Below are 22,284 nucleotides of genomic sequence, written 5' to 3'. Positions count from 1 at the left end.
GCCTCAGACACTTAATCCTCGCCAACCTGTCGTATGGTGTTCCAAGCAAAATCCCAGCTTATTCGCTCTTGTTCCAATCGCACATTCTGCCCTAGCTTGTTTTGCTTGAGCTTCTCATAAAGAAGCTGTTCCGAAGCAAGGAGATTGGGTAACTTCAGTACAGGGTGAGGATCCTTTTCTTCCCCCCAAAGGGACTCATGGGAAAACAATGTGTGCTCATCCATCATCAGGCTTTGCAGCTCTGGAAGGTAACTTCGCGCACGACTCAAAATAGCGAAGCCATGTGTGTCCAAATCACCCCAGTAAAAACACTTTTTGTTGGCGAGCCAGGGAAGTTGTCCCAGAACGTCGACGGCGTAGCCTAGTCTCATGATAACAACCGCCCCGGGGAGTTCATCGAAGGCCAGTCCCGTCTGGAGGTTTTCGACAATGAACACCTGGGTCAACGGCAAATCCATGGTTGATAACTGCTCCAAAGGTGCACTGATATCGCCTAGCCCCCTCAACTGGAGCCGGAGCACAGGATCCAAGACCCTCAGGCGCATAAGTTGGGGCAACGGCCTGAGCCCACACCGCTGAAAAAAATCACGGCTGCCCAATGGATCACTTTGTAAGTGAGCCAGAAGTTCGGCCATCAGGGCTTTACGACCATCCAACCATTTGCTGTCAACACCAGCGATGGGCAATTGTCGAGGGAAGAGGTTTGAGTCGGGATGTTCGCTTATCCAGGTCAACATATCGATGAGACGGGTGAAATCCACATCACTGTAGTCAGCCAGTGCATTGAAATACCGAGCAACCACCCCGTCCAACACGGGCCATCGTTCGACTAATGCCACATAACGGTCCAAGGCTCTTGCCCATCGCGCGCTTTCACCGACCCAAACAGCGACGTCTGCAGGTCCCTCTAATAGCAGCCTTTCCGGAACGCGCTGGGTTCCCAAAGATCGCCAGCGGCGCTCGCCCCACACTAAAACTCCTGTCCCCTGCCAACTTTGCCAGGCATTTACCCAGCAGAGAACGCCATCAGGTTGGCGCAACGCTTCCTGCTCCGTCGGGACACCCAGATTGATCTCCAGGGGCCAAAGGGAGAGGTGACTTTCTTGCGCAACATGCGCTTGCAGCCATTCGCGATGCTTATTCTGAAATTTTCTCGTCAGCTGCGTGTGCACTTCCTTAGGTGTCTTCAACGTTTGCCTCCTCCCTGGCATGTTCCGGCAACTTAAGCCTGCAACGGTCGTCGTCGTATTCGATCAACAAGACACCAGAAGTTCGGCGGTCGCTGATATCCACAAAACAAGCGCCACCGATAAAGGGCTCCAACGTCATTACTGACTTTAGAGGGGTGGCCACAATCATTTGAAAACCGAAATTGGTAAATATGTTCATCGCCAGCGTTGTGAACTCGTTATCCGCCTTGTCGAAGGCCTCGTCGAGCACAACAGGCGCATACATGGGAACACCGTGGTCATTACCACCCAATTGATACCTGAGGGCAGCGGCCAGACAGGTAGTGGCGAGTTTCTGGCGCTGCCCTCCGGATTTACCCGCACCACTTCGATAAATTTCGACCTCGAAGCCCTCTTCATCAATTTCACGACCGATGAATTCAACGTGTTGACGTACGTCCAGCGCCGCGTCACGCCACCGTTTATGCTCAGGCTCCTGGCTAGAAAGTTTGTCGACGAGTTGACGTAATGTCATGAATCGCGATTCGGCAAATTCGCGATCATCCGACCAGGCGTGACGCATGGCTTCCTGGATGTCCTGCTTGAACTCCCTGACAGCTGACAACTGTCGATCATTGACGTCAATGTGCAGATACGTTTTCTGGCTGACACTCTCGTTGAATGGCACTTGATTGAGGCTTTCGTTCACCAATTCCATACGTTCCAGAATCGCCTTTCTGGCGTCGTTCAGATAGGTAGAGAGTGCCGCAAGATTCTGATGGCTTTGATTACGAAGGAGATCGAAGAAGTGCTGCTCATACGCAGGTAGACCATCGGTTTCCAATCGAATCAGTTTTGCAAAAAAATCTGCTGCACTCAGCAAGCTAGTGTCCAGATCCCCCGCATCGAGGGGCCATCTGCGCTTGAACTCGGCAAAGTGTTGCTCAATACCGTTGGCGAGCTGACTAATTTTTAAACTGAAGTCCCCGATCTCATCGCGCATTTTTCTTTCAAGAAGAGTGGTCAGGCGATCGAGATTTTCAAGCCGAACAGTGTCTGGCAGATGGGAGTAACGCTCTGCAAGACCTCGCTGTTGACCGGGCGTCAGTGCAACTAAAGAGTCATCGACTTGAAGGTCTTGAAGTTTTTTCTGCTGAGTGGCAATCAGCACGCTGGTAGCTGCCTCAGCAATCTCGATTTCACGTAACGACTCGTTGGCCTTTTCAATTTGCTTTCTCAGCGATTCAATCTGCTCGCCGATATGTTGCAGAGCAATATTCCCAGACTGAACATCCCTGATTTGTCGTACCAACGTCGAGATTCGATCAAGAACCGCAGCGGCATCAATCTCTTGCCAACGTAAGTTCACCAGCGTCTGCCAATGCATAGCGCGAGCTCGCTGCGCTTTATCATGATCCACAAGCACTTTGAGTTTACGGCTGAGCTCGGCAGCATGGTCGGCTAACTGCCGTGCCTGTTGTTCGAATAGCTCCAGTTTGTCGCGGTTATTGAAGCCCAATACCCAATTGCGACGGTCATCGACTTTACGGCGATCATCCTTTTCGTGTCGGGTTTTACTATGCTTGATTTGCCCTTCCTTCGTGAGGGCTCGCTCCGCGTTTCGAAACATCTGCACGGAATCAACGCAACTGTAGTTGAATCGTTGCTGCAATTCGCTTTTCAGCCAGTTCGCCTGTGTCCCGTCCTTGACGTTCAGCTTCAGGACAAGAGAGTCATTGCTGATGGGCTTGGATTGAAACGACTCCACCCGCCCTGTGCGGTAATAAACCAGGCGTTTCCCAAGCTGCGTGTTGTTCAGGTGTGTCGACAATGCAGCGTAGTGTCGTTCGTCCACTAACAGTGACAGTGCGAAACCGCGCAAAACCCGTTCAATAGCGCCCTGCCATGACCCAGCGTCGGCTTTGACTTCAATTAGCTCCCCGACGAAAGGCAATGCGTTATCAGCCAGGCCGATGGCTGAGACAATCTCATTGCGCAGCTCTAACATTTCCGCCGGGATGTTGGACGGTTGACGCCTAAGCGCCTCAACCTCTTTCACGGTAGACGTGAATGCGGCTTCTGCCTGCTGTTTTTCGCCGCTAAGCCGGACCTGCTGCTCCCGGCAATCATTGCTACCACTTTCCCATTGCTCAATTTCTTCCCGCGCTTCACCCACCTGCTCGGCGAATCCCTGAGGCGTCTCCCGCAAGTTCCAGCCAAGCTTTTTGCAAGCCTCGTTGGCCTGCTCACGCTTACGCAATCGTTCTGCTCGCTGCTCTGCGAGCGTTGCAATTTCGGTCTTCCATTGCTCGATCTGGTCCCCACCCATTTCTCGGTGCTGACGCTCCAGATCGTGCAACCCGGTTGTATGGTTACTGAGAATTGCTTTACGACGGTCCCGCTCTCCTTGCTGCCCTTCAGATTGAATGAATAGCTCCGCAATATGTTTCTCTAACAAGTCAATACGTAACGTTTCTCGATAGCTGTCGATTCCCGCCTGCAACTCTTCAAGACCATTACGCTCAAGCTGCAGTGTTTGCATCCCTTCATGCATGTCGCGCGCCGGAACAAGAGTCTGGACCTGCTCACGAGCAGTGACCACTGCCTGATGCGCACCGTTAAGCTCTGCGAACTCACTCACCAACCGGTCGGCCACCTCAAAGGTTGGGGGTTTGTCGAGCATGAAATCACGGAGGAAAGTATTGAGATCTCCCAGATTTTTGGCCGATTGCGTCTTATGAAGCAATCGAAGCGCCATTTCGCTTTCTATTCCAAGAATTCGGCAAAAGCGTTCGCAGTAAGCCCGAAATTTGTTTTGGCTGAAGGCCTCGGGGAATGCTTGATTCAGCTTGCGTACATCAAAATTCCAATGTGCAAACGCGTCCAGTTCGCGTAGTTCGAAATCTCTCTCGAAAATTAGGTACTGAAGGCTAACGTCAGTTAAACCGTTCGCATTGCCACGTATCCAGAAAAGTCGAACGAGCACGACCCTCTGGCCAAGTTCGTTGCGGTAAGTGAGCGCCAAAGCAGACCAGGTCGTCCCCGTGCGCAGATAGCGAGTAGCGATTTCACCGGATTCGCCATCTTTCTGCTCAGCCCAGGCACCCCGTACGTAGCTGACCAGATTACGGTCCCGACCAGTCTTCTCCGCCTCTCGCGCGGCCGCATTGAAATCCACCCACTGCGGCGGAACCAGCAAAGCTGAAAACGCGTCTAGCAAAGTCGATTTTCCTGCACCAGAACGACCGACAAAGAGAAAACCACGATCTGCTATTGGGACGTCGTGGATACCGGAAAATGTGCCCCAGTTGAACACCTGCAACCGCGACATACGGAACTGCTCTCGTTCAAACAGCAGGCCGGTTTGAGGAACTGGAATCATTCGTCTGCTCCTTGGTCTTGAGTAAAGTTGCCCTGATCCATGGACAACTCGCCCGCAGCCATTCGCTGGTACAGGCTAGTAAGAAGCTGTATTTCCTCTGCTGAAAAAAGTAGCTTCAGAGTAGGAGAAATTTCCAATCGATCCGCACCGTGGCGGATTTTCTGCAAAATGCTGTGTTTTTTTATTTTCTCTATGGACGCGTGTACCCGCTTGGTAAAACCCGCACGATCAGTACTGCCGGCTCGCTCATACAAATGAAGAAACTCGACGATTTCTTCAACCGAGACAACAGCCCGCTCTCCTCGGGCTTCAGCTTGAGTCAGCAAGTGCCGTAGATGTAATAGCAGAATGGAGTCAATGAAGGTCAAATGGGCACGGCGAAGTAGTCTGGGGACCTCAAGGTCTCCGGTGTCTGCCTGACGGGTAAATGCCACCTCCAGATCAACATCAATGACCAACTCCAGAAACAAATCTGCAAGGCGACGGCGAATCACCGCCTCATCACGAATCAGGACCGGCCAGAGCTTTGAGTGCCGTCTTCCATCCAAAGAAGGCCCCGCAAGCAGTTGTACTAATGCTCGACGAGTATCAAGCGGTAATTCACCGCTGTCGTTAACGAACAATGCATTTTCGTTTTCGTGTTCAACTGGCTTCGGGGGCTCGCTTTCCGGTTCAGAATCCGGCAACCCTGGAGGGAAGTGTTCAGACCAGTTCATCAATTCGCTCCCTTGTGAATATGAGTGTGGGTATGCGAGCCCCACGTGCCCGATTGTCACCCCCCACCCAGTTCACCATTTCGTGGCTTTGGCCCCTGAAACCGTGACGGCTGCCGAGTGCCAGCAGCCCGATTACGCTTCCAAGCCCCTGCTCAGCAGGAAATAGCTCAAGGACCTCTGCAATGGTTGCCTGAGCTCTGAGGGTGAGTACCTCACGAACATTGGCTTTTAAGGTGCGAAAATCGATCTCCGACTGGGCGACCAGATTTCCCACAGACTCTAAATCGATGGGTGGGGCATCGCCTTCACGCATTTGATCCGGTAAAGCCTGTAGAGATGGGTCGTAGAGCCCCCATTGGGAATAAGACCAAATTTTGGCGCTGGTCAAATCCAGACTGTAATTCAATGCTTCTGTGGCCTTGACCTCATCCTTCAATGCCAAAGCTGCACGTTGAGCATCTTTGAGCAGTTGGTTCAGGCGTCGCTGCTCAAGGTACTCACGACTTTGTACGAAGTGCCTAAGGCTGCGAGCAAAGGTTTGCAGGACATCGTGGACTGCTCCTCCCTGTTCCAGCAGATTACGCGACATACGAAGCAAAAAACGCCGGTCTTTGCCGTCTAAAAGGGATACAAACTCCCTTGACATCACGCTATCCAGCGCTTGGTCTAGAGTGGCCGCCTGTTCAGGATCTGTGAGTAATCGCCAAAACGCAGAAAATGTTCTACCCGCCTCACTTTCACCGATCAGGTCTATCCCGGCGAAAAGAGAGCCAAGTGTGTCCCCCCGATTGCCATGGTTGTCCATGATCCGCTCCCTCAGCCCTCGATTGAGCTGGTCGAACTGGTCGCGGACGCGGCGAAAGTCGCCTGTCAGGCCGTCAGCTAATGCGATGATTTCGCGTGCCCGCTCCACCGCTGATGCATCGGCAAGCACTCGAATCGTCCCATCCTGAATGGCTTCTATTTCTTTGCTGATACGAGCCTGCTCAGTCAACAAGCGATCGATACGACGATGTTTATCCTGATCGGTATCCTCGGCCAAATGAACGAGTGCCTGAATAACCAACGTCAAACGGCTCTCAGTTGCCGCGGAGTAAGGCTGCTCCATGCTTGAAACAAAACGAACCGCCTCTACAGCAGCAGTAGTCAGCTCGTACTCTTCCTCTAAAGCACCCGGTGGAAAGCGTCTCTCGAGGTACCCGTCCGCCAGCCATCCCGCAACATAGATTTGTGCTGTCGCCAGCTTTTCACCTCGCGCCCGTAGTTCTTCGAGCTCTCGTTCAATACGCTCATGAAAGATAGAGGCCGGTAGACTACGGTCGTTCTCATAAAGAAAAGTCTGAAGCAACCCCAAGACCAGAGGACCGTGGTCCGATGCTAGAAGCCGCCATAGAGGTAAGGTCCTAAAACGACGATAGGTGGCAATGGTTTTCTCGGCTTTCATTGGTTGCTCCCAGGAAGCGATGCCCCATGGTAACTACAAACTTTAACCAAACTACCGCTTGAGCGGTGATTCCGAACAATCACGGAAACGGACTACCAAAACTCTTGAAAAATCAGTCATTCGATCCTACGCACCGGTCACGCACTAAACAAAAAAACCGCCAAAGGCGGTTTTTTCATTCCGTCGTCCAGTCGAACTCGTCGTATTCATCATCCTCATCGTCGTCGAAATCTTCCTCTTCGAGAAAGTCTTCTTCATCGGCGACGTCGGCGTCCGGCTGATTCAACAGAAAGTCCTTGCGACTCTCGGTTATCGCACGCCGAAGTTCTTCTCCCTTTTCCGGGCAGTTGAGCATTTGGGCGATGCGGTCGATTTTTTTTGCCACGGCATCCTCCAACGCATCGGCTATGGCCCGATAGTGCGCGCATTCGGGTCAGGATGCCAAATCCCCCGAACGCTGCGCACTTCGGTTTTTCGTGAAAGTGCTTAGCGGTGGTAACGGCGCACGACGCTGCTGTTTCTCAGCACATGGCCTTTGATTTTTTCCAGCAGCTGGGCGCGGCTCAAGCCGGCGGGCAAGGCTTCCGGGGCCAGGTCCAGGGCGTAGATCTGGATGATGTAATGGTGCGCACTGTCGCCCACGGGCGGGCACGGGCCGATATAACCGGTCGAGCCTTTGCTGTTGGTGCCGCTCATGCCCTCGAGCGCGGACTTGGCGCCGACGCCGGCAGGAATCTGGCGAGTGGTGGCCTTGATGCCGTAATGCACCCAATGATCGACGCCCTGACCTTTCTGCCCGTCCGGATCGTGCATGACGATGGCATAGCTCAGGGTGCCTGCCGGACCGGCACTCCAGCTCAGCGCCGGTGATACGTTGTGCCCGCCGCAACCCTGGGCATCGCTGGCGGCGGCCGAGGTGAAGAGGCGGTCATCCGATACACCCGGAATGTTAAGGGTGAAACGTTCCACAGCCTGCGCCGGAAACTGCACGCAAAAGGCAACGGCTACGGCCGCCAGCCATGGATTCAGAGCGGTCAATCGGGTCATACCGGAGCACCTTGTGCGTGTTGAGCCATCGTTGGCGTGCAAACTATAGCCGGAGCGCAGGCGCCGTGGCAGGGGGATTTGGCTGAACCTCAGGATTGGGGCCAGACTCTTAAGAGAAACGCCTGTCTGGAGAGCGATCATGACCCTGCATCGCGTTGCCCGTTTTGCCGATATTTCCGAACATCGAGGCCTGGAAGTGCAGATCGGGGACAACCAGATCCTGCTGCTGAAGGTCGGCGAACAATTGCGTGCCTATCAAGGCCAATGCCCCCATGCCGGAGCGCCGCTGGCCGAAGGCGCAGTCTGCAACGGGCGCCTGACGTGCCCGTGGCACAAGGCTCAATTTCGCATCGAGGACGGTGGATTGTGTGAGCCGCCCGCTCTGGAGAGTCTCAAGCGCTATCCCCTGGAAATACGTGACGGCGAGGTCTGGGTGGGTGATCAATCGCTGCAGGATACCCACACCCCACCGGCCGACGATGCGCGCACCTTCGTGATTGTCGGAGCCGGCGCCGCAGGCACGGCGGCTGCAGCGGCGCTGCGCGAGAAAGGCTTCGGCGGCCGGGTACTGTTGATCGACCGCGAAAACGCCCCCGGTTACGACCGCACCCTCCTGAGCAAATTTGTCATCAGCGCAGAAACACCTCCGGATGAAGTCCCGTCGCTGTGCGATGAAGACTTCTATCGCGAGCAACGCATCGAACGAATTCATGCCGAAGTGACGGGACTCGACGCCACAAACCGGACACTGCGGCTCAACGATGGCCGAGCCATCCAGTATGACGCCGCACTGCTGGCAACCGGCGGCGCGCCGAATCGGCTGGCGCTGCCCGGCGCCGACCTGCCACAGGTGTTCGTGTTACGCACCAGGGCCGATGCACAGCAGATTCTGGACAGCGCCAAACCCGGTCAGCGCGCGGTGATCATCGGCGACAGCTTTATCGCCATGGAATCGGCTTCGTCCTTGCGCCAGTACGGCCTCGACGTCACTGTCCTGGCCCGGCACCCGGTACCTTTGGCCAAACAGTTCGGCGAGGCTGTCGGCAAGGCAATCCTTGCCCTGCATGAAGCCAATGGCCTTGTGTTCCATACCGACGGCGAGGCCGTGCAGATAGAGGGCACGAACAAGGTCCAGGCAGTGCTGCTGGATAATGGCCAACGCCTGCCGGCGGATCTGGTGCTGATGGGGGTTGGCGTCAGCCCCGCAACGGACCCCTTTGCCGATCTACCCAAGGAGAAGGACCGCTCGCTAAGCGTCGATGGCGGCATGCGCGTGACCGGCGGGCTCTGGGCCGCCGGCGATATCGCCACGTTCCCGCTCAACGGCCAGCCCCTGCGCATCGAACACTGGCGCCTGGCCCAACAGCAGGCGCGGATTGCCGCGGCAAACATGCTGGGCGGGGATGAGCATTACCTCGACGTGCCTTATTTCTGGACCTGGCATTTCGGCAAAAACTACGACTACCTCGGCCACACCGAAGCCTGGGATGAAGTCGAGTTCGAAGGCGACCCCTTCAATCCGCCCTTTATCGGCCTGTTCGGAAAAAACGGTGTGGTGACCGCCGCCGTGGCCTGCGATCGGGAGCAGACAGTGGCCATGCTCGCCGAACGGATGAAACAGCCGCTGTCAGTGGATGAAGCGTGGCGGCTGATCAGGGAATGAAAAGCAAAACGCCCGGTGCCTGCTCAGGGCCGGCACCGGGCGTTGTCATGCAGAGGACTGTTTTACTGGGCCACGCCGCCAGCTCCACCGAACTTGCTGAACAGGAAGCCTGCAAACTCTTCAACGGTCATTTTCTGGCCGTTGAATTCCACCTGATTGTTGGCGTAATGCAGTTTTGCAACGATGTTGTTGCCCTCCAGTTTTGCCAGCTGGGAGCCGACCGCCATGCTGCTGAACATGTCGGCGGTGGCCGTGGCTTGATCGGAGACCAGCTTGGCGTCGGTCTGGCCGTCGATTTGCGACTGCACGCTGAGCACGTCGACAAGCATCGGCTTGGACACTTGCAGATTGACGTCCAGTAGCGCGATCAGTTGCCTGAGCAACTGGTCGGCCGGCAGGTCGATCGATTGCGGCTTGGTCAGGTCAAGCACCAGATTGGCGCGGCTTTCACCATTGGTGGTGTTGAACGACAGGTTTTCAACCGCCACTTGCGGGCCCGCCGCCAGCAATTGCTCCAGATTGGATTTGAGCTGCGCTTCTTCGGCTTCGGTCAGGTTCAGTTCCGGTGCCGGCTGGCCCGCCTCCGTCGCCTCGGCGACGGCCTGTTCGTAGGGTTGCAACCGGGTCTGGTAAACCTGCATCAGCGCCATGGCAGAGGGAACGTCGAGATTCTTCAGGCTCAGGGCCATTTGTGCAGAACCGATGGCCTTGCCGTTCAGGGACACTTCGCCAACCTTGTAATCGGCTCGCCCGGAAGCGCTGGTGCCCTTTTCTTCGGTCTGGTTCTTCATTTCAAAGTTCTTGAAACCCAGCACCGACTGTTTCGGACCGAATGTGGTTTTGCTGTTGCTCAGCGTCAGGGTGTTCTCGCCGGTGTAATAACCGTAGGTGCTTTTGCTCAGGTTGCTGGCCAGGGTCAGGCCGTTCAATTCGACCTGCACCGGCGCCTGATCTTCGGTCACAGTGGTCACCTTCAGGCTGTCCATATAGCCATCGGCCTTGACCTTTTGCGCCTGGGCGGTCGCCGCGACATCGATTTTCATCCCCGAGAACTTCATGCTGGACTTGTCATCCAGAGCCGTTTCCAGCGGGAGCAACTCCAGCGTACCGCTGGTGGAGTTGTCATAACCGATGTTGACCACGCCTTTGAGCGGCGAAGCGTCTTTGGTGGCGGCGAACCATTTTTCCGTGAGCGGCGTTTTTTCCAGTTCGTAGTGACTGCTGGCCATGACCGGCAGCCACTTCAGCGACACCAGACGCGAAAACGGCAGCGGGCCGTGTTGCAGATGATCGACAAACAACAGCTCGACCGGCTCCTCGCCGAACATTTCACCTTCTGCCTTGAGGCGATAGTGCGCGGTGCTGCTGAACAAATGGCGCTCCAGCGACACCAGTTCCAGCGAAGCGCTGCCTTTGTGCCCGACCAGCGCGGCCTGCAGTTGTTGATTGGCGTCCGCCAGGGAGGTGTTCAGCACGCTTTCGATTTTGGTGCCGGTGTACCAGGCACCACCGACGCTGATTGCGCCGATGGCGACAACGATTCCCAGAAGCACGCCTGCTGATTTATTCATGAATGACCCGATCAATGTCCGTTGTTGAAGGTGTGGTCGTCTTCCCTGAACCCATGACGGGTTGCGGCTCGACTCCGCTTTGAGTGGGGTGCAGATTAGCATCCGGCACGCGGGGCGGCCCAATGATTAAAGGTGAAGGAGTGTTTGAGGGTTCCAAAAGCGGGGGGAACATTTCGGTGGCAGGAAGAACGCCTTCGCGGGCAAACCTCGCTCCAACAGGCGTGATCCCGTAGGAGCGAGGCTTGCCCGCGAACCAGACAGCACGGTGTATCTGCTCCACCGCGTTATCGTTCTTCGCCGGCGAGCCTGGCTCCTACGAGCAAAATGCCGTCAGGAATACTGCACTTCGATCTCATCGAGCTGATGATCGAAGGTTTTGAGCCGTGCGGTCCAGGTGTACACCAGCACTTCGAAATCCCGATTGATCACAGCCCCGCCCGTCACGTCCCCACGGGGGTCACAGAAGTCCAGTTGATAGCGCTCACGGGCCATGGCCGTGGCGACATCCGCCAGCTCCCGGGCGTTATTGAGCCAGTGCCGACCATCGTCGGCGACTTGTTTGTCCAGCTCCAGGCATTGTTTTTTCAGGGTTTCGAGGCTCTTTTCCAGCGGCGTGCCGGTGAGCTCGCCCATGACCTCCTGGAAGGTGCGCCCCGGTTGCCAGTAGCTGCCCCAGAAATAGCGGTCGAACACCGTTTCGACACGGCGCAGCGCCACCTTGGTGTCCCAGATCAGCACCAGGGTCTTGCCTTGTTCGAGTTGTCTTTTTTTGATCCGTTGAGTCTGGACCGATGCCCAGGCCACCACCACGATGGACATCGCGGCGATCAGTGCGACCGCGCTATCGAGAAATACCAGCGCCGTGTCGATCTGGTGGGCCAGCATGATGCCGTAGAAGTACGTGGCCGTAAGCAGCACTAACGCCACGACGGCACACCAGAAGCCGAGAGCATAAGGGTTTTTCATTATTGGTTTCCCCATGACCTGCGCAAGCCTTGTGCGAGGCAAGGGCGCTTTTGCACAAACGCCCTTCCAACATTTCAAAGCATAGCAACGGCCTCAGGGTTTGCCGGAGTTCGAACCTTGCGTTCGTCCGCTTTCCCAACCACCCCCCAGGGCCAGGAACAAATCGATCTGGCTCGCGGCTACCTGAGTGTTCGCGGCAGCCAGTTGCGCCGTGACATCGATGTAGGTGCGAGTCGCTTGCAAATCCGCCAGGAACGACGCACGGCCGGCCTGGAAGAAGCGATGAGTCTGGTCCGCTGCCAGTTTCGCCGATTTTTCGGCGTCGGCCAGGGCGTCGCGACGCTGCAACAATGCCGTGTACTGGGAAAGGCTGGTCTGGGTTTCACGGATGGCGTTGAGCACCACGCCATCGAAATGCGCCAGCGTGGCCTGGGTGACCGCTTCCGCCTCGCGGATGCGTGCCCGGGCGCCATTGGTCGGCACCTTCCAGCTCAGCGACGGACCGAAGCCCCAACGGTTGGTGGATGGATCGCCCAGGTCTTCCAGAATACCGACGGTGCCGATGGTCGCACCGAAGCTGACGTCCGGGTACAGCTCACCGGTGGCGATGCCGATCCCGGCCGTGGCAGCCGCCAGTCGACGTTCGGCCTGCCGCACATCCGGACGACGCTTGAGCAACGCCGCGCCATCGCCCACCGGGATCAATTGCGCGATCTTCGGCAATTCGTCACAGGTGGCGGTGCCCGCCGGCAGTTGATCCACAGGTTTGGCCAGCAACATCGACAAGCGGTACAGCCCGGCCTGACGTGCGGCTTCGTAGCGTGGCATGTCGGCACGCAGGGATTTGTATTGGGTCTGCGAGCGGGTGACCTGGGTTTCGTCGCCGCGCCCTGCGTCACGCAAGCGCTGGATCAGCGTGGTGCTCTGTTCTTGCAGGTCGAGGGAGTGCTGGGCAATTTCCCGCTCTTCGTTGGCTGCGCACACTTGGGTGTAAGCACGGACCACGTCGGCCACCACTGTGATGCGGGCGGTATCGGCAGCAGCCTGGGTCGCATCGGCATTGGCCTTGGCCGCTTCGATGCCGCGCTGCAACGTACCCCACAAGTCGAACTGGTACGAGGCGGAAATACCGATATCACCGATATTGGCCACCGGCACTTTTTCCGGCAGCAGGAAGGCCTGACCGGACTCCTGCAAACGCTGGGCACCCATCTTCACGCCGCCACTCCAGCCGCCCGCGGCCTCGGCCTCGTCGATCTGGGCGCGGGACCGCGACAAACTGGCCGCCGCCACGCGCAAATCGGTGTTGGAAGCCATGGCCTGCTGCACCAATTGGTCGAGTCGCGGGTCGCGGTACAAGCGCCACCAATCGGCAGGCACTGGTGCCGAAACCACCGGCTTGCCCCCCACTGCCAGCTCACCCTGCAAGTCTTCACGGTGAATGGCCGCGTCCTGCGGCAAGTGATAATCCGGCCCGACCATCTGACAGGCCGACAACAGCAAACCTAAACCGGCAACCGCCAAGCCCGAAGCCTTGCTCATTGCACAGGCTCCCCGGCCCGATCATCGATGATCGAAACCGTGGCCGTCCGACCAGCGATCATGCGGAAATCCTCAGGCACGTCATCAAAGGCAATCCGTACCGGAATCCGCTGGGCCAGGCGCACCCAGCTGAACGCCGGGTTGACGTTGGGCAGCAGGTTGTTGCCGCTGGTGCGGTCGCGATCTTCGATACCGGCGACGATGCTTTCAACATGCCCACGCAACTTTGCGCGATCGCCGATCACACGGATATCGACGCTCTGGCCGACGTGGATGCCGTCCAGTTTGGTTTCTTCGAAATAACCGTCGATGTGAAAGGAATTGCTGTCCACGACCGACAACACCGGCCGCCCGGCACTGACGAACTCCTGGGCACGGGGCGCACGGTCGTTGACATACCCGTCCACCGGGCTGCGGATGACCGAACGGTCGAGGTTGAGCTGGGCGCTGTCCACCGCCACCTGGGCTTCCATCAACGCCACTTGGGCGCGGGCCACTTTGGACTGACTCTCTTCCAATTGCTCGCCGGGTACCAGATTGCCAAGTCCCTTGTTGCGCTTGGCCTCGCGCTGGGCCTGGGCCAGAGTTTCCTCGCGATCGGCGACCGCTGCCTTGGCCTGGCGCAAGGCCAGCTTGAAGCGGTCCTGATCAATGGTGAACAGCACCTGGCCACGCTTGACCGACTGGTTGTCGCGCACCTGCACCTGCTGGATCAGCCCGGACACGTCCGGCGCGATCTGCACGATATCGGCACGGATGTGCCCATCGCGGGTCCAGGGGGCAAACATGTAATACATCACCATGCGCCAGACCACGACGACGGCGAAGCTCACGATCAACAGGGTCAGGATTACGCGACCGATAGTCAAAAACGGTTTTTTCATGTCATCAGGTATCGACTGAGTGAGTCCACGGCGCCAAGCAGCAAAGCGTAGAGGGCCACGTTAAACAATGCCCGGTGCCAGACCAGGCGGTAAAAGTGCAGGCGCATCAACACCCCGTGCACCAGCAGGTACAGCAAGTATGTAATGCCCATCAGCACCAGCAGCGTAGGCAGGAACACCCCGCTGATATCCAGATCACCGATCATAAAGGCGCTCCATCGATGCCATGGGGAAGCGGTTCTTCGAGTTCGGCGCTACCGACAAATTCGACGCCGGGTAACAAGGCCTGACGCAAGCCACTCAAGGCGTGCAAAAGGTGCAGGCAGGTTTCATCGTCTCCCGCGCCTTTGAGCGCGCGGCGGGTACGGTCGAGGGTCATCAGCAACGGACTCGGGGCCGGCAAGCGTTCGCCGGCCTTGAGGCAAGCCTTGAAGTATTCGCCGACCTCGACCACCACTTGGCGCAACATGGTCTGCGGTACCCCGTGGACCCGTGGCGTATAGGCGAGCAAATCCAGCAGATTGAGCGCCACACGCACTTCCCGCAGGGCAATGCCGGTGTCCTGCCCGGTCATGGCCAGACGCGGCAAATGCTGCATCAAGCGATCCAGCACTTGCACGCCCAGGTGCCGATGTTCGGCCAACGTGGCGGGCTCGGTGAGGCTGACAATGTCGCGCCAGCTGAAACGGGTCAGACGCTTGGCCGCCAGCTCGGCGCCGAATGGCCGGGCGATCAGGGTCCAGACGAAGGCAAACAGCAAGCCGACGGGACCGGCCAGGTTGGAGTTGGCGAAGCTGAGAAAATCAGCGTCGTAGGCACCCTGAATACTGATGAAGGACGAGGTGTTGACCAGGGTCAGCAGCATGCCGAGATAAAACTGCGGCTTGACCGTCAGGGTGCCGACACAAATGAACGGCACGGAGAATGCCAGCACCAGCATCGGGAAATCGTGCAGGTTGGGCAGCACCAGGAACAGGTACAGGCTGGCGAACAGCACCGACATCGCCGTCCAGAAAAAGAACCGGTAAATCTGCGGGGCCGGGTCGTCCATCGACGCGAAGAAGCTACAGGACACCGCCGCCAGGATCACCGCAGCGCCACCGTCGGTCCAGCCCAGCAGAATCCACAGTACCGAGGCGACGATGATTGCCGTCACGGTGGATGCCGCCGAATAAAACATCAGGCCCCGGTCCAGGAACGGTGTCAGCCGGCCCAGACGCCAGTGTCGATACACCGCGCGCCAACTGTCCTGGCTTTCACACTGGATGGCCAACTGCAAACTGCGGCAGTCCTGCCACAAATCGATCCATTCGCCCAGGCGATAGATCGCGTTGGAGAACATCAGTTGCTTTCGATCTTCCAGTGCCTGGGCATTGGGCTGCAGCGCTTCAAGACGATCCTTGAGCGCCTGCCAGCGGTGCAGATCGGCGTCTTTGTGCTGCAGCCATTCGCGGGAAGCATCCAGCAACGGCTCGAACTTATCCACAAGCTCGGGCGCACGCCGTTCAAGACCGTTAAGCGCATCGTCGAGGGCATCGATCACCGGCAACAAGTGAATCATTCGCCCGCGCAATTCCTTGGTATTGCGCACGGTTTGCGTATGCGCGCCTTCGTGGGGCAACTGGCCAATCATCAACTCCAGGCTGTTGAACGTCGCCACCATCGAAGCGCGCAATCCACTGACTTCATGTGGCTGCACGTCACGGCTGAGGAACCGCAGGCTGTAGGTCGTTGCATCGGCAAACCATTTGCTCACCGCATCGTTGAACACCGGCGCCAGGCGTCGTGGCCAGAACATCGCCCCGACCACCGCAGCGACGGCGATACCGAGGAAGATTTCCTCGGTGCGTGCTTCGGCCACGTCCCAAACCGCCAGCGGGTTATCCACCACCGGCAGGGCGATCAGCGGCAAGGTGTAACCGGCGAGCATCAAGGCGTAGTTGTTGGCCGTACGCAGGTGCAGGGACAGGAACAGCAGCGTCCCGGTCCACAACGCAATGACCAGCACCAATACATAGGGACTCTGGATAAACATCGGCACAAAAAGCACCGCGGCTGCGGCACCGATAAAGGTGCCGATTGCGCGGTACAGGGCCTTGGAACTGGTCGGGCCGAGAAACGGGCTGGAAACGATATACACCGTGGCCATCGCCCAGTACGGACGCGGCATTTGCATGAGCAGGGCGATGTACAGCGCGATCATCGATGCAGCGAAGGTGCGCACGCCGTAGAACCAGTCCCGCGCCGGGGGCATGCCGGAGAAAAAACCGTTCAAGGGATGGCCACCGCTGATTCACCCGTCGACTCCAAGGCCTGGAGCACGCGCAACGCGGCTTCCATGTCTCGCTGATCGATACCTTCGAGTGCTTCCATACGCAAGCGCACCAGTTCGATTTCAACTTTTTGCACCAGCGCCCGACCGGTTTCGGTCAGGCTCAGGCATTTGGCACGACGATCATTGGCATCTTCAGTGCGACGGACGTACCCGCCCTTGCACAACTGATCCAGCAATCGCACCAGGGACGGGCTCTCCATCCCTGACGCTTGTGCCACCGTGACCTGTCGAACGCCCTCGCCCAGGCGCCCGATCATCAGCAACGGGACGGCACAGGCTTCGGAGATTCCATAGTTGACCAGCGTGGTCTGGCAGACTTTCCGCCAATGCCGGGCGGCCACTACCATGGTGCTGGTGATATTCATCCGCAGAGCGTCGAGGTTATTCGGCACGGGGAAAATACACACTGTTAGTTTGCTAACTATCAATATGGCATTGGAAGGGATTTTTCGTCAAGTTTTGAAACAAAATGGAAGCCAAGCATTGAATGTAGAGCACACCGGCAGCCAGAGTGCTCAGCGTTTCCTGGCCCGCTCATACACTTCGCTACGTTCACGCTTGCCAATAGCGACCACAGAAACGACGACACGCTCATCTATGACTTCATAGACCAGTCTGTATCCCGATGACTTGAGTTTGATTTTGTAGCAGTCAGGCATGCCATGCAGTGCGTCAGACGGGATTCGAGGTAGTTCAAGCCGCTCAGCCAGCTTCTTTTTGAACTGCTCACGCACCGTATGCCCCAGCTTGTCCCATTCCTTACGCGCGGACGGCAGAAATTCGAGCTTATAGGTCATCCAGGGTTACCGGGACAGGCGTTTCATGACGCCGGGAGCGAACGATCTCTGCCAACGCCAGATCATCCAGGCGCTCAACCATCGCCTCGAACACTTCGGCCGGAACCATGTACCCCATCACTCGATTGTGATTGAGCACTGCAACCGGTCCTCCATGAGCGCCATTCAAAACAGCCGTTGGGTTTTTCTTTAACTCAGAGACACTGACAGCCATGTCGGCAAGAACGCTTTGCATAATTAAGACCTCAAATAAGCTCGCAATTCTGGTCTATTTCCTCCCTGCCAGCAAACCTGGGAACTGCCTCTCATCTGATTTCTACACCCCACGCCCTTTCCTCAACAGCACATCCAGTTGATCCACCACCTCCGCCCAATCAGCGTCATCCAGCACCTCGTCACGCAGAAAATCCGCCTGGCCCTTGGTCCAGAAAAACGCATCCGCCAGATGCAGTTCCGGCTTGAGTGGAGAATGGCTGGCGATGAATTTGTCGATGCCTTCTGCGTCATCCGGCAAACCGAGTTGTTTGAACAGGGATGGCAGGCTGTGGGTCGGGTTTTCCATGTTGGGCTCCTGGTAATCAATACAAAGAACGCTGCGCGTTCAATCGCGAGCAGGCTCGCTCCCACAGAAACTACGCAATCCCTGTGGGAGCGAGCCTGCTCGCGATGACGACAGCGAATACGCCACAAATCTAATCACTCAACTCCCGCACTTCGGCATGCGGCACCATTTTCAGGAAGTCCGGCATGTTCATGTGCAGCAGGTTGATGTGATTGCCGGCTTCGACATAAACATCTTTCTGCCGGGTCAACAGTGGGTCGATGACCACATTCAGCCCGTAGGCTTCGCCCAGCGCAGGAATGGCACCACGTTCGCAATCATCGAACAGGTGCGGCAAGTTGCTTTCCCGGGAAACCTGCCATTGCCCGCTGCTTTGGACTTTGCTCAGGTCCAGGTGACGGCTGGCAGGCAGCACGGCCATCAGGTAATGCCCGTGGTGATCGTCCAGGATCACCGATTTGGCCACTCGCTCGGCGGGGATGCCCGCGACCCGTGCCGTTTCCAGGCTGCTGGCGGAGTGGGGGTGGGTGACGATGTCATAGTCGCATTGAGCCTTTTCCAGGCTTCTCTGCACGGTTTTTGCCATACGCATGATGCACCTCGGTGTCCGCAAAAATGCCTGCCGGACGATGGTTGACACTTTTCCACGTAGTGAAAGTCTAGGCCCGCAAGGGGTGATCTGACGGGAAATCCGCCCATCGGACACCTCGAAAACCGGGCAGAATTCATACAGGCGATGGCTCAACTAAACTGTATACAGAACCACCAGCGACTCTCCCGGAGGGTCACGTGAAAACGCGTTTCGGTGTCATTGCATGGCTGTTGCTGGCGAGTGCCTGCGCCTTCGCCACGGACACTGTCGGGCTACCCGGCCCCAGCCCCATGGGCATCTGGCTGATCACCTTCGGCCTGGCGTTTCTCATTGCCGAAGCAGCCCTGCCCAACTACGGCGTGATCGGCCTGGGCGGCATCGTGATGTTCGTGATCGGTGCCGTAATCCTGACCAATGCTGACATGCCCGCCCCTTTGATGATCGGACTGGGCCTGATCAGTGCGTTGCTGCTGATCTTCCTGTTGATTCGCGCCCTGAAAACCCGGCCGCGCCAAACGGTCAGCGGCGACGCCGGATTGCTGGGCAGCGTGACGCCGGTGTTGTCACTTGAGGCCAGCGATACCTGCCGCGGCTGGGTGCATTTGCAGGGCGAGCGCTGGCAAGTATCGAGCGCCAAGCCGTTACAAGTCGGCCAGCGGGTAAAAGTGGTCGCACGCAAGGGATTAATGCTGGAAGTGGCCGCGACTGACGCGGTAACGGTTGGAGAATAGTCATGGGCTTGCAGCTGGGTTTTGTCGCGCTCCTGTTGTTGCTGATCGCCTTGGCAGGTGCGACGTTCCGTATCCTGCGTGAATACGAGCGCGGTGTGGTGTTCCAACTCGGACGCTTCTGGCAGGTCAAGGGCCCGGGCCTGATCCTGTTGATTCCGGTGATCCAGCAAATGGTCCGCGTCGATCTGCGCACCATTGTTCTGGATGTACCGGCGCAGGACGTGATCACCCGCGATAACGTCTCGGTAAAGGTCAACGCCGTGCTGTACTTCCGCGTTCTCGATCCGCAAAAGGCCATCATCCAGGTCGAAGATTTTCTCATGGCCACCAGCCAATTGGCGCAAACCACCTTGCGCGCGGTGCTCGGTAAACACGAACTCGATGAACTGCTGGCCGAACGCGAACGGTTGAATATCGACATCCAGCAAGTGCTTGACGCCCAGACCGATGCCTGGGGTATCAAAGTGGCCACCGTCGAGATCAAGCACGTGGACCTCAATGAGTCGATGATCCGCGCCATCGCCCGGCAAGCCGAAGCGGAGCGCGAACGGCGGGCCAAAGTGATACATGCCGAGGGCGAACTACAGGCTTCGGAAAAACTCATGCAAGCCGCCGAAATGCTTGGCCGCCAACCCGGCGCCATGCAGTTGCGCTATATGCAGACGTTGAGCACGATCGCCGGCGACAAGAGCTCGACAATCGTCTTTCCGTTACCGATTGAGTTGCTCAAGGGCATGGCGGACTTGTCGCAAAAAACTTGATCCATCATCGTTTCGCAATCACGGCCGTCTCGCCAAGCCAGGCCAACAAGCGATCCAGGCAAGCCGGGACCGATTGCGTACCGGTATCGAGCACCAGTGAAGCATGGAGTGGCGGTTCATAAGGTGCAGACACGCCGGTGAACCCGGCCAGTTCGCCACGTCGCGCGCGGGCATAGTGACCTTTCGGGTCACGCTGCTCACAGATCTCCAGCGATGCGCTGCACCAGACTTCGCGATAGTCCTCCCCCAGCCGGCGGGCAAATACTTCACGCAGTTCTACCAGCGGCGCGATCATCGCCAGAATCACGATTTGACCGTTTTCCACCAGCAATGCCGACAGTTCGCTGGCGCGGCGAATGTTCTCTTTGCGATCGCCGTCGGTGAAACCCAGATCACAGTTAAGCCCTGTGCGCAGGGCATCGCCATCAAGCACCAGGCTGTGCATCCCGCTCTCGAACAAATGCGCATGCAGCGCCTGCGCGAGGGTCGACTTGCCCGACGCCGGAAGGCCGGTGAGTAGAATCACCGTGCCACGGTGGCCGTTGCGCAACTCCCTTTGCGCACGGCCAACGTTGGCGCTCGGCGCCAACAAATCAGCGGACGGGAGCATGCGCCACTGGCACCGCGATATCACCTGCCGCCCACGCCGCTTCACGATTGGCCAGGGCCGTGGCGATGGACTGAACTTCGGTTGACTGCACTTGATCCGGCAGCGGGTCGAGGCCGGCGCTGGCGAAAATCTGCCCGTAAGCATTGCGCAGGTCGGCGTAGGACAGATCGCGGCGCAGGTCGGCCTGCAAGGTATTGAGCTCACCCTGGATCAAGTCCAGCTCGCCAATTCCGTCTGCCTCACGGCGATTGCGCAACTGACCGACGATTTGCCCGTCGATTTCCGACAGCTGCTGATTGGTCTGGAACTGACGCAAGGCCTCACGGTAGTTGGCATTGGCCACATACAGCTGTGCCAGTACGGCAATCGACATGGCTTGACGACGTGCCGTGGCCACTTCCTCACCGGCCTTGGCTACGTCGATCGCGGCAGGCGCCGAGACGACGTTGAACAGGTTCCAGGTGACCTTGACGCCATAGTCGGCCCAGCTATTTTCCACCAGAAACGAGTTGCTGTCGTAGTGCCCGCCGGCGGAGAACTCCAGGCCCGGCAACAGACGCAGCATGGCTTTGCGGGTTTCGGCGGCGGATATACGCGTCTGATAATCCTGTTCGCGCAGTTCCGGGCGGCTGGTCAAGGCTTCCTGTTCGAGGCGGGCCAGATCGACCTTGAGCTCGGGAATCGCATAACCGTCGTCGCTCGCCAAGGTCAGGTTGGTGCCCAGTGGCAAGTTGATCAATGTCGCCAGTTCGGTTTTCGCCAGCGACAGCGCACGACGCTGCTCTTCCAGCTGCCGCGTCGCCTCGATCAGCGAGCGCTGATAAGCGAGGGCTTGCACCGGATCGCCGATGCGCTGCTGGCTCATGCTCTGGCTGTTGTCGCGCGCCGCTTGCACCCGTGCCATGAGACTGTCGATCTGCTTGAGCAAACGTTCGGCGGCCATTGCTCGCCAATACGCCGAACGCACGTCCTGGACAATGGTATTGATCACCTTGCGCCGACGCTCCTGCACGATCAGTCGCTGGTCGCCCTGCTGTTTCGCACTAATATAGCTGACGCCGAAATCGAGCACGTTCCAGACCATGGTCAGGTCCGCCACGTCGCGGTCACGATCCTGCGAGGTCGACGGTTCCAGGGACTGCGTGCCGGTTCGCACACTCTGGCTACTGGATGCGTTGACGTTGTTGCGCCCCACATACCCGGCATCCAGCGCCATGCGTGGCAGCATGTCGAAACTGGCCAGGTCGAGCTGCCGCTTGGCCAACGCCTCTTCCATGATCTTCAAGCGGCCTTCCAGGTTGTACTTCACTGCACGGGCCATGGCCTGGTGCAATGTCAGTGGACCGCTGAGCGGTTCCTGCCCCTTGTACATGCTCTGCAAATCGCTTTTGGCGCGCTGTTCGCTAACGCTGCGCTCAATCGGTTCGCTGGTGACCGCGCAACCGCTAATCGCCAGCGCCAGCAGGCTGGCGCCGAACAATTTCTGACTATTTCTCATCCCTGGATCGCCCC

22 protein-coding genes are annotated in these 22,284 nt (G+C 57.8%); 3 read left to right on the top strand and 19 right to left on the bottom strand.

Annotated elements, in window-relative coordinates; genetic code table 11:
- Positions 1-11 precede the first annotated feature (11 nt).
- From ACQKP2_RS09855 to ACQKP2_RS09830, 6 genes are all read right to left on the bottom strand, one after another.
- On the bottom strand, positions 12-1,190 hold the full coding sequence (locus tag ACQKP2_RS09855) for a Wadjet anti-phage system protein JetD domain-containing protein (RefSeq protein ID WP_427576079.1): 1,179 nt from the start codon (positions 1,188-1,190) through the stop codon (positions 12-14).
- Positions 1,177-4,551 carry an ATP-binding protein gene (locus ACQKP2_RS09850; protein WP_427576078.1) on the bottom strand — a complete coding sequence of 1,125 codons (3,375 nt, stop codon included), beginning with the start codon at positions 4,549-4,551 and terminating at the stop codon, positions 1,177-1,179. Before ACQKP2_RS09850 ends, ACQKP2_RS09855 begins: the two co-directional genes overlap by 14 nt.
- Positions 4,548-5,267, bottom strand: coding sequence for a DUF4194 domain-containing protein (locus tag ACQKP2_RS09845; protein WP_427576077.1), 720 nt, complete (start codon positions 5,265-5,267; stop codon positions 4,548-4,550). Before ACQKP2_RS09845 ends, ACQKP2_RS09850 begins: the two co-directional genes overlap by 4 nt.
- A complete protein-coding gene (locus ACQKP2_RS09840; RefSeq protein WP_427576076.1) occupies positions 5,254-6,711 on the bottom strand; it encodes a DUF3375 domain-containing protein in 1,458 nt (485 codons plus the stop codon). The genes ACQKP2_RS09845 and ACQKP2_RS09840 overlap by 14 nt, the downstream gene beginning before the upstream one ends.
- Before the next feature lie 175 nt (positions 6,712-6,886).
- Entirely contained in the window at positions 6,887-7,120 is a 234-nt protein-coding gene (locus ACQKP2_RS09835; protein WP_427576095.1) for a hypothetical protein, read from the bottom strand.
- Positions 7,121-7,197: 77 nt separating this feature from the next.
- Positions 7,198-7,758: a YbhB/YbcL family Raf kinase inhibitor-like protein gene (locus ACQKP2_RS09830; RefSeq protein WP_427576075.1), complete on the bottom strand. Its 561-nt coding sequence runs from the start codon at positions 7,756-7,758 to the stop codon at positions 7,198-7,200.
- Positions 7,759-7,897: 139 nt separating this feature from the next.
- Here ACQKP2_RS09830 and ACQKP2_RS09825 point away from each other — a divergent pair, with 139 nt between their 5' ends.
- The gene (locus tag ACQKP2_RS09825) at positions 7,898-9,421 is read left to right on the top strand and encodes an FAD-dependent oxidoreductase (RefSeq protein WP_427576074.1); all 1,524 of its coding nucleotides are present in this window, start codon (positions 7,898-7,900) and stop codon (positions 9,419-9,421) included.
- Positions 9,422-9,483: 62 nt separating this feature from the next.
- On the opposite strand, the gene ACQKP2_RS09820 is transcribed toward ACQKP2_RS09825, so the two are convergent.
- The 11 genes from ACQKP2_RS09820 to ACQKP2_RS09770 all read right to left on the bottom strand — a co-directional run bounded on the left by ACQKP2_RS09820 (position 9,484) and on the right by ACQKP2_RS09770 (position 18,670).
- Positions 9,484-10,992: a YdgA family protein gene (locus ACQKP2_RS09820; protein WP_427576073.1), complete on the bottom strand. Its 1,509-nt coding sequence runs from the start codon at positions 10,990-10,992 to the stop codon at positions 9,484-9,486.
- Between the two features lie 330 nt (positions 10,993-11,322).
- A complete protein-coding gene (locus tag ACQKP2_RS09815; RefSeq protein ID WP_427576072.1) occupies positions 11,323-11,958 on the bottom strand; it encodes an NADH:ubiquinone oxidoreductase subunit N in 636 nt (211 codons plus the stop codon).
- A gap of 93 nt (positions 11,959-12,051) precedes the next feature.
- Positions 12,052-13,500 carry an efflux transporter outer membrane subunit gene (locus tag ACQKP2_RS09810; protein ID WP_427576071.1) on the bottom strand — a complete coding sequence of 483 codons (1,449 nt, stop codon included), beginning with the start codon at positions 13,498-13,500 and terminating at the stop codon, positions 12,052-12,054.
- Positions 13,497-14,384, bottom strand: coding sequence for an efflux RND transporter periplasmic adaptor subunit (locus ACQKP2_RS09805; protein ID WP_427576070.1), 888 nt, complete (start codon positions 14,382-14,384; stop codon positions 13,497-13,499). Before ACQKP2_RS09805 ends, ACQKP2_RS09810 begins: the two co-directional genes overlap by 4 nt.
- Entirely contained in the window at positions 14,381-14,590 is a 210-nt protein-coding gene (locus tag ACQKP2_RS09800) for a DUF1656 domain-containing protein (protein WP_427576069.1), read from the bottom strand. Before ACQKP2_RS09800 ends, ACQKP2_RS09805 begins: the two co-directional genes overlap by 4 nt.
- Positions 14,587-16,659 (bottom strand): FUSC family protein, encoded by a 2,073-nt coding sequence (locus ACQKP2_RS09795; RefSeq protein WP_427576068.1) that lies wholly within the window; start codon positions 16,657-16,659, stop codon positions 14,587-14,589. Before ACQKP2_RS09795 ends, ACQKP2_RS09800 begins: the two co-directional genes overlap by 4 nt.
- Positions 16,656-17,084 (bottom strand): MarR family winged helix-turn-helix transcriptional regulator, encoded by a 429-nt coding sequence (locus ACQKP2_RS09790; RefSeq protein WP_427576067.1) that lies wholly within the window; start codon positions 17,082-17,084, stop codon positions 16,656-16,658. Before ACQKP2_RS09790 ends, ACQKP2_RS09795 begins: the two co-directional genes overlap by 4 nt.
- A gap of 150 nt (positions 17,085-17,234) precedes the next feature.
- Positions 17,235-17,516: a type II toxin-antitoxin system RelE family toxin gene (locus ACQKP2_RS09785; protein WP_427576066.1), complete on the bottom strand. Its 282-nt coding sequence runs from the start codon at positions 17,514-17,516 to the stop codon at positions 17,235-17,237.
- Positions 17,506-17,751, bottom strand: a complete 246-nt coding sequence (locus tag ACQKP2_RS09780) for a type II toxin-antitoxin system Phd/YefM family antitoxin (RefSeq protein ID WP_427576065.1) — start codon at positions 17,749-17,751, stop codon at positions 17,506-17,508. Before ACQKP2_RS09780 ends, ACQKP2_RS09785 begins: the two co-directional genes overlap by 11 nt.
- 81 nt (positions 17,752-17,832) lie before the next feature.
- The gene (locus ACQKP2_RS09775) at positions 17,833-18,078 is read right to left on the bottom strand and encodes a DUF2789 domain-containing protein (RefSeq protein ID WP_427576064.1); all 246 of its coding nucleotides are present in this window, start codon (positions 18,076-18,078) and stop codon (positions 17,833-17,835) included.
- A 130-nt stretch (positions 18,079-18,208) separates the two neighbouring features.
- Positions 18,209-18,670 (bottom strand): aminoacyl-tRNA deacylase, encoded by a 462-nt coding sequence (locus ACQKP2_RS09770; protein WP_427576063.1) that lies wholly within the window; start codon positions 18,668-18,670, stop codon positions 18,209-18,211.
- Positions 18,671-18,867: 197 nt separating this feature from the next.
- Between ACQKP2_RS09770 and ACQKP2_RS09765 the strand changes: the two genes are divergently transcribed.
- Both ACQKP2_RS09765 and ACQKP2_RS09760 read left to right on the top strand, forming a co-directional pair.
- Entirely contained in the window at positions 18,868-19,401 is a 534-nt protein-coding gene (locus ACQKP2_RS09765; protein ID WP_427576062.1) for an NfeD family protein, read from the top strand.
- A 2-nt stretch (positions 19,402-19,403) separates the two neighbouring features.
- Positions 19,404-20,162, top strand: a complete 759-nt coding sequence (locus ACQKP2_RS09760) for a slipin family protein (RefSeq protein ID WP_427576061.1) — start codon at positions 19,404-19,406, stop codon at positions 20,160-20,162.
- 4 nt (positions 20,163-20,166) lie between these two features.
- On the opposite strand, the gene cysC is transcribed toward ACQKP2_RS09760, so the two are convergent.
- Positions 20,167-20,772 carry an adenylyl-sulfate kinase gene (gene cysC / locus ACQKP2_RS09755; RefSeq protein ID WP_427576060.1) on the bottom strand — a complete coding sequence of 202 codons (606 nt, stop codon included), beginning with the start codon at positions 20,770-20,772 and terminating at the stop codon, positions 20,167-20,169.
- Entirely contained in the window at positions 20,756-22,270 is a 1,515-nt protein-coding gene (locus tag ACQKP2_RS09750) for a TolC family protein (RefSeq protein ID WP_427576059.1), read from the bottom strand. Before ACQKP2_RS09750 ends, cysC begins: the two co-directional genes overlap by 17 nt.
- Positions 22,271-22,284: the final 14 nt, after the last annotated feature.

Origin of the sequence: Pseudomonas sp. NPDC089569 (assembly GCF_050280625.1) — a bacterium.
Taxonomy (GTDB): Bacteria; Pseudomonadota; Gammaproteobacteria; order Pseudomonadales; family Pseudomonadaceae; genus Aquipseudomonas.
Note: the sequence above shows the minus strand (reverse complement) of the source record. Positions and strands in the feature narration are given on the sequence as shown.

Bases quoted from the DNA above. Each gene is read 5' to 3' on its own strand.
- ACQKP2_RS09850 (WP_427576078.1), bottom strand. From the start codon at position 4,551: ATGATTCCAGTTCCTCAAACCGGCCTGCTGTTTGAACGAGAGCAGTTC.
- ACQKP2_RS09845 (WP_427576077.1), bottom strand. From the start codon at position 5,267: ATGAACTGGTCTGAACACTTCCCTCCAGGGTTGCCGGATTCTGAACCG.
- ACQKP2_RS09840 (WP_427576076.1), bottom strand. From the start codon at position 6,711: ATGAAAGCCGAGAAAACCATTGCCACCTATCGTCGTTTTAGGACCTTA.
- ACQKP2_RS09830 (WP_427576075.1), bottom strand. From the start codon at position 7,758: ATGACCCGATTGACCGCTCTGAATCCATGGCTGGCGGCCGTAGCCGTT.
- ACQKP2_RS09825 (WP_427576074.1), top strand. From the start codon at position 7,898: ATGACCCTGCATCGCGTTGCCCGTTTTGCCGATATTTCCGAACATCGA.
- ACQKP2_RS09820 (WP_427576073.1), bottom strand. From the start codon at position 10,992: ATGAATAAATCAGCAGGCGTGCTTCTGGGAATCGTTGTCGCCATCGGC.
- ACQKP2_RS09815 (WP_427576072.1), bottom strand. From the start codon at position 11,958: ATGAAAAACCCTTATGCTCTCGGCTTCTGGTGTGCCGTCGTGGCGTTA.
- ACQKP2_RS09810 (WP_427576071.1), bottom strand. From the start codon at position 13,500: ATGAGCAAGGCTTCGGGCTTGGCGGTTGCCGGTTTAGGTTTGCTGTTG.
- ACQKP2_RS09805 (WP_427576070.1), bottom strand. From the start codon at position 14,384: ATGAAAAAACCGTTTTTGACTATCGGTCGCGTAATCCTGACCCTGTTG.
- ACQKP2_RS09800 (WP_427576069.1), bottom strand. From the start codon at position 14,590: ATGATCGGTGATCTGGATATCAGCGGGGTGTTCCTGCCTACGCTGCTG.
- ACQKP2_RS09790 (WP_427576067.1), bottom strand. From the start codon at position 17,084: ATGAATATCACCAGCACCATGGTAGTGGCCGCCCGGCATTGGCGGAAA.
- ACQKP2_RS09785 (WP_427576066.1), bottom strand. From the start codon at position 17,516: ATGACCTATAAGCTCGAATTTCTGCCGTCCGCGCGTAAGGAATGGGAC.
- ACQKP2_RS09780 (WP_427576065.1), bottom strand. From the start codon at position 17,751: ATGCAAAGCGTTCTTGCCGACATGGCTGTCAGTGTCTCTGAGTTAAAG.
- ACQKP2_RS09775 (WP_427576064.1), bottom strand. From the start codon at position 18,078: ATGGAAAACCCGACCCACAGCCTGCCATCCCTGTTCAAACAACTCGGT.
- ACQKP2_RS09770 (WP_427576063.1), bottom strand. From the start codon at position 18,670: ATGCGTATGGCAAAAACCGTGCAGAGAAGCCTGGAAAAGGCTCAATGC.
- ACQKP2_RS09760 (WP_427576061.1), top strand. From the start codon at position 19,404: ATGGGCTTGCAGCTGGGTTTTGTCGCGCTCCTGTTGTTGCTGATCGCC.
- cysC (WP_427576060.1), bottom strand. From the start codon at position 20,772: ATGCTCCCGTCCGCTGATTTGTTGGCGCCGAGCGCCAACGTTGGCCGT.
- ACQKP2_RS09750 (WP_427576059.1), bottom strand. From the start codon at position 22,270: ATGAGAAATAGTCAGAAATTGTTCGGCGCCAGCCTGCTGGCGCTGGCG.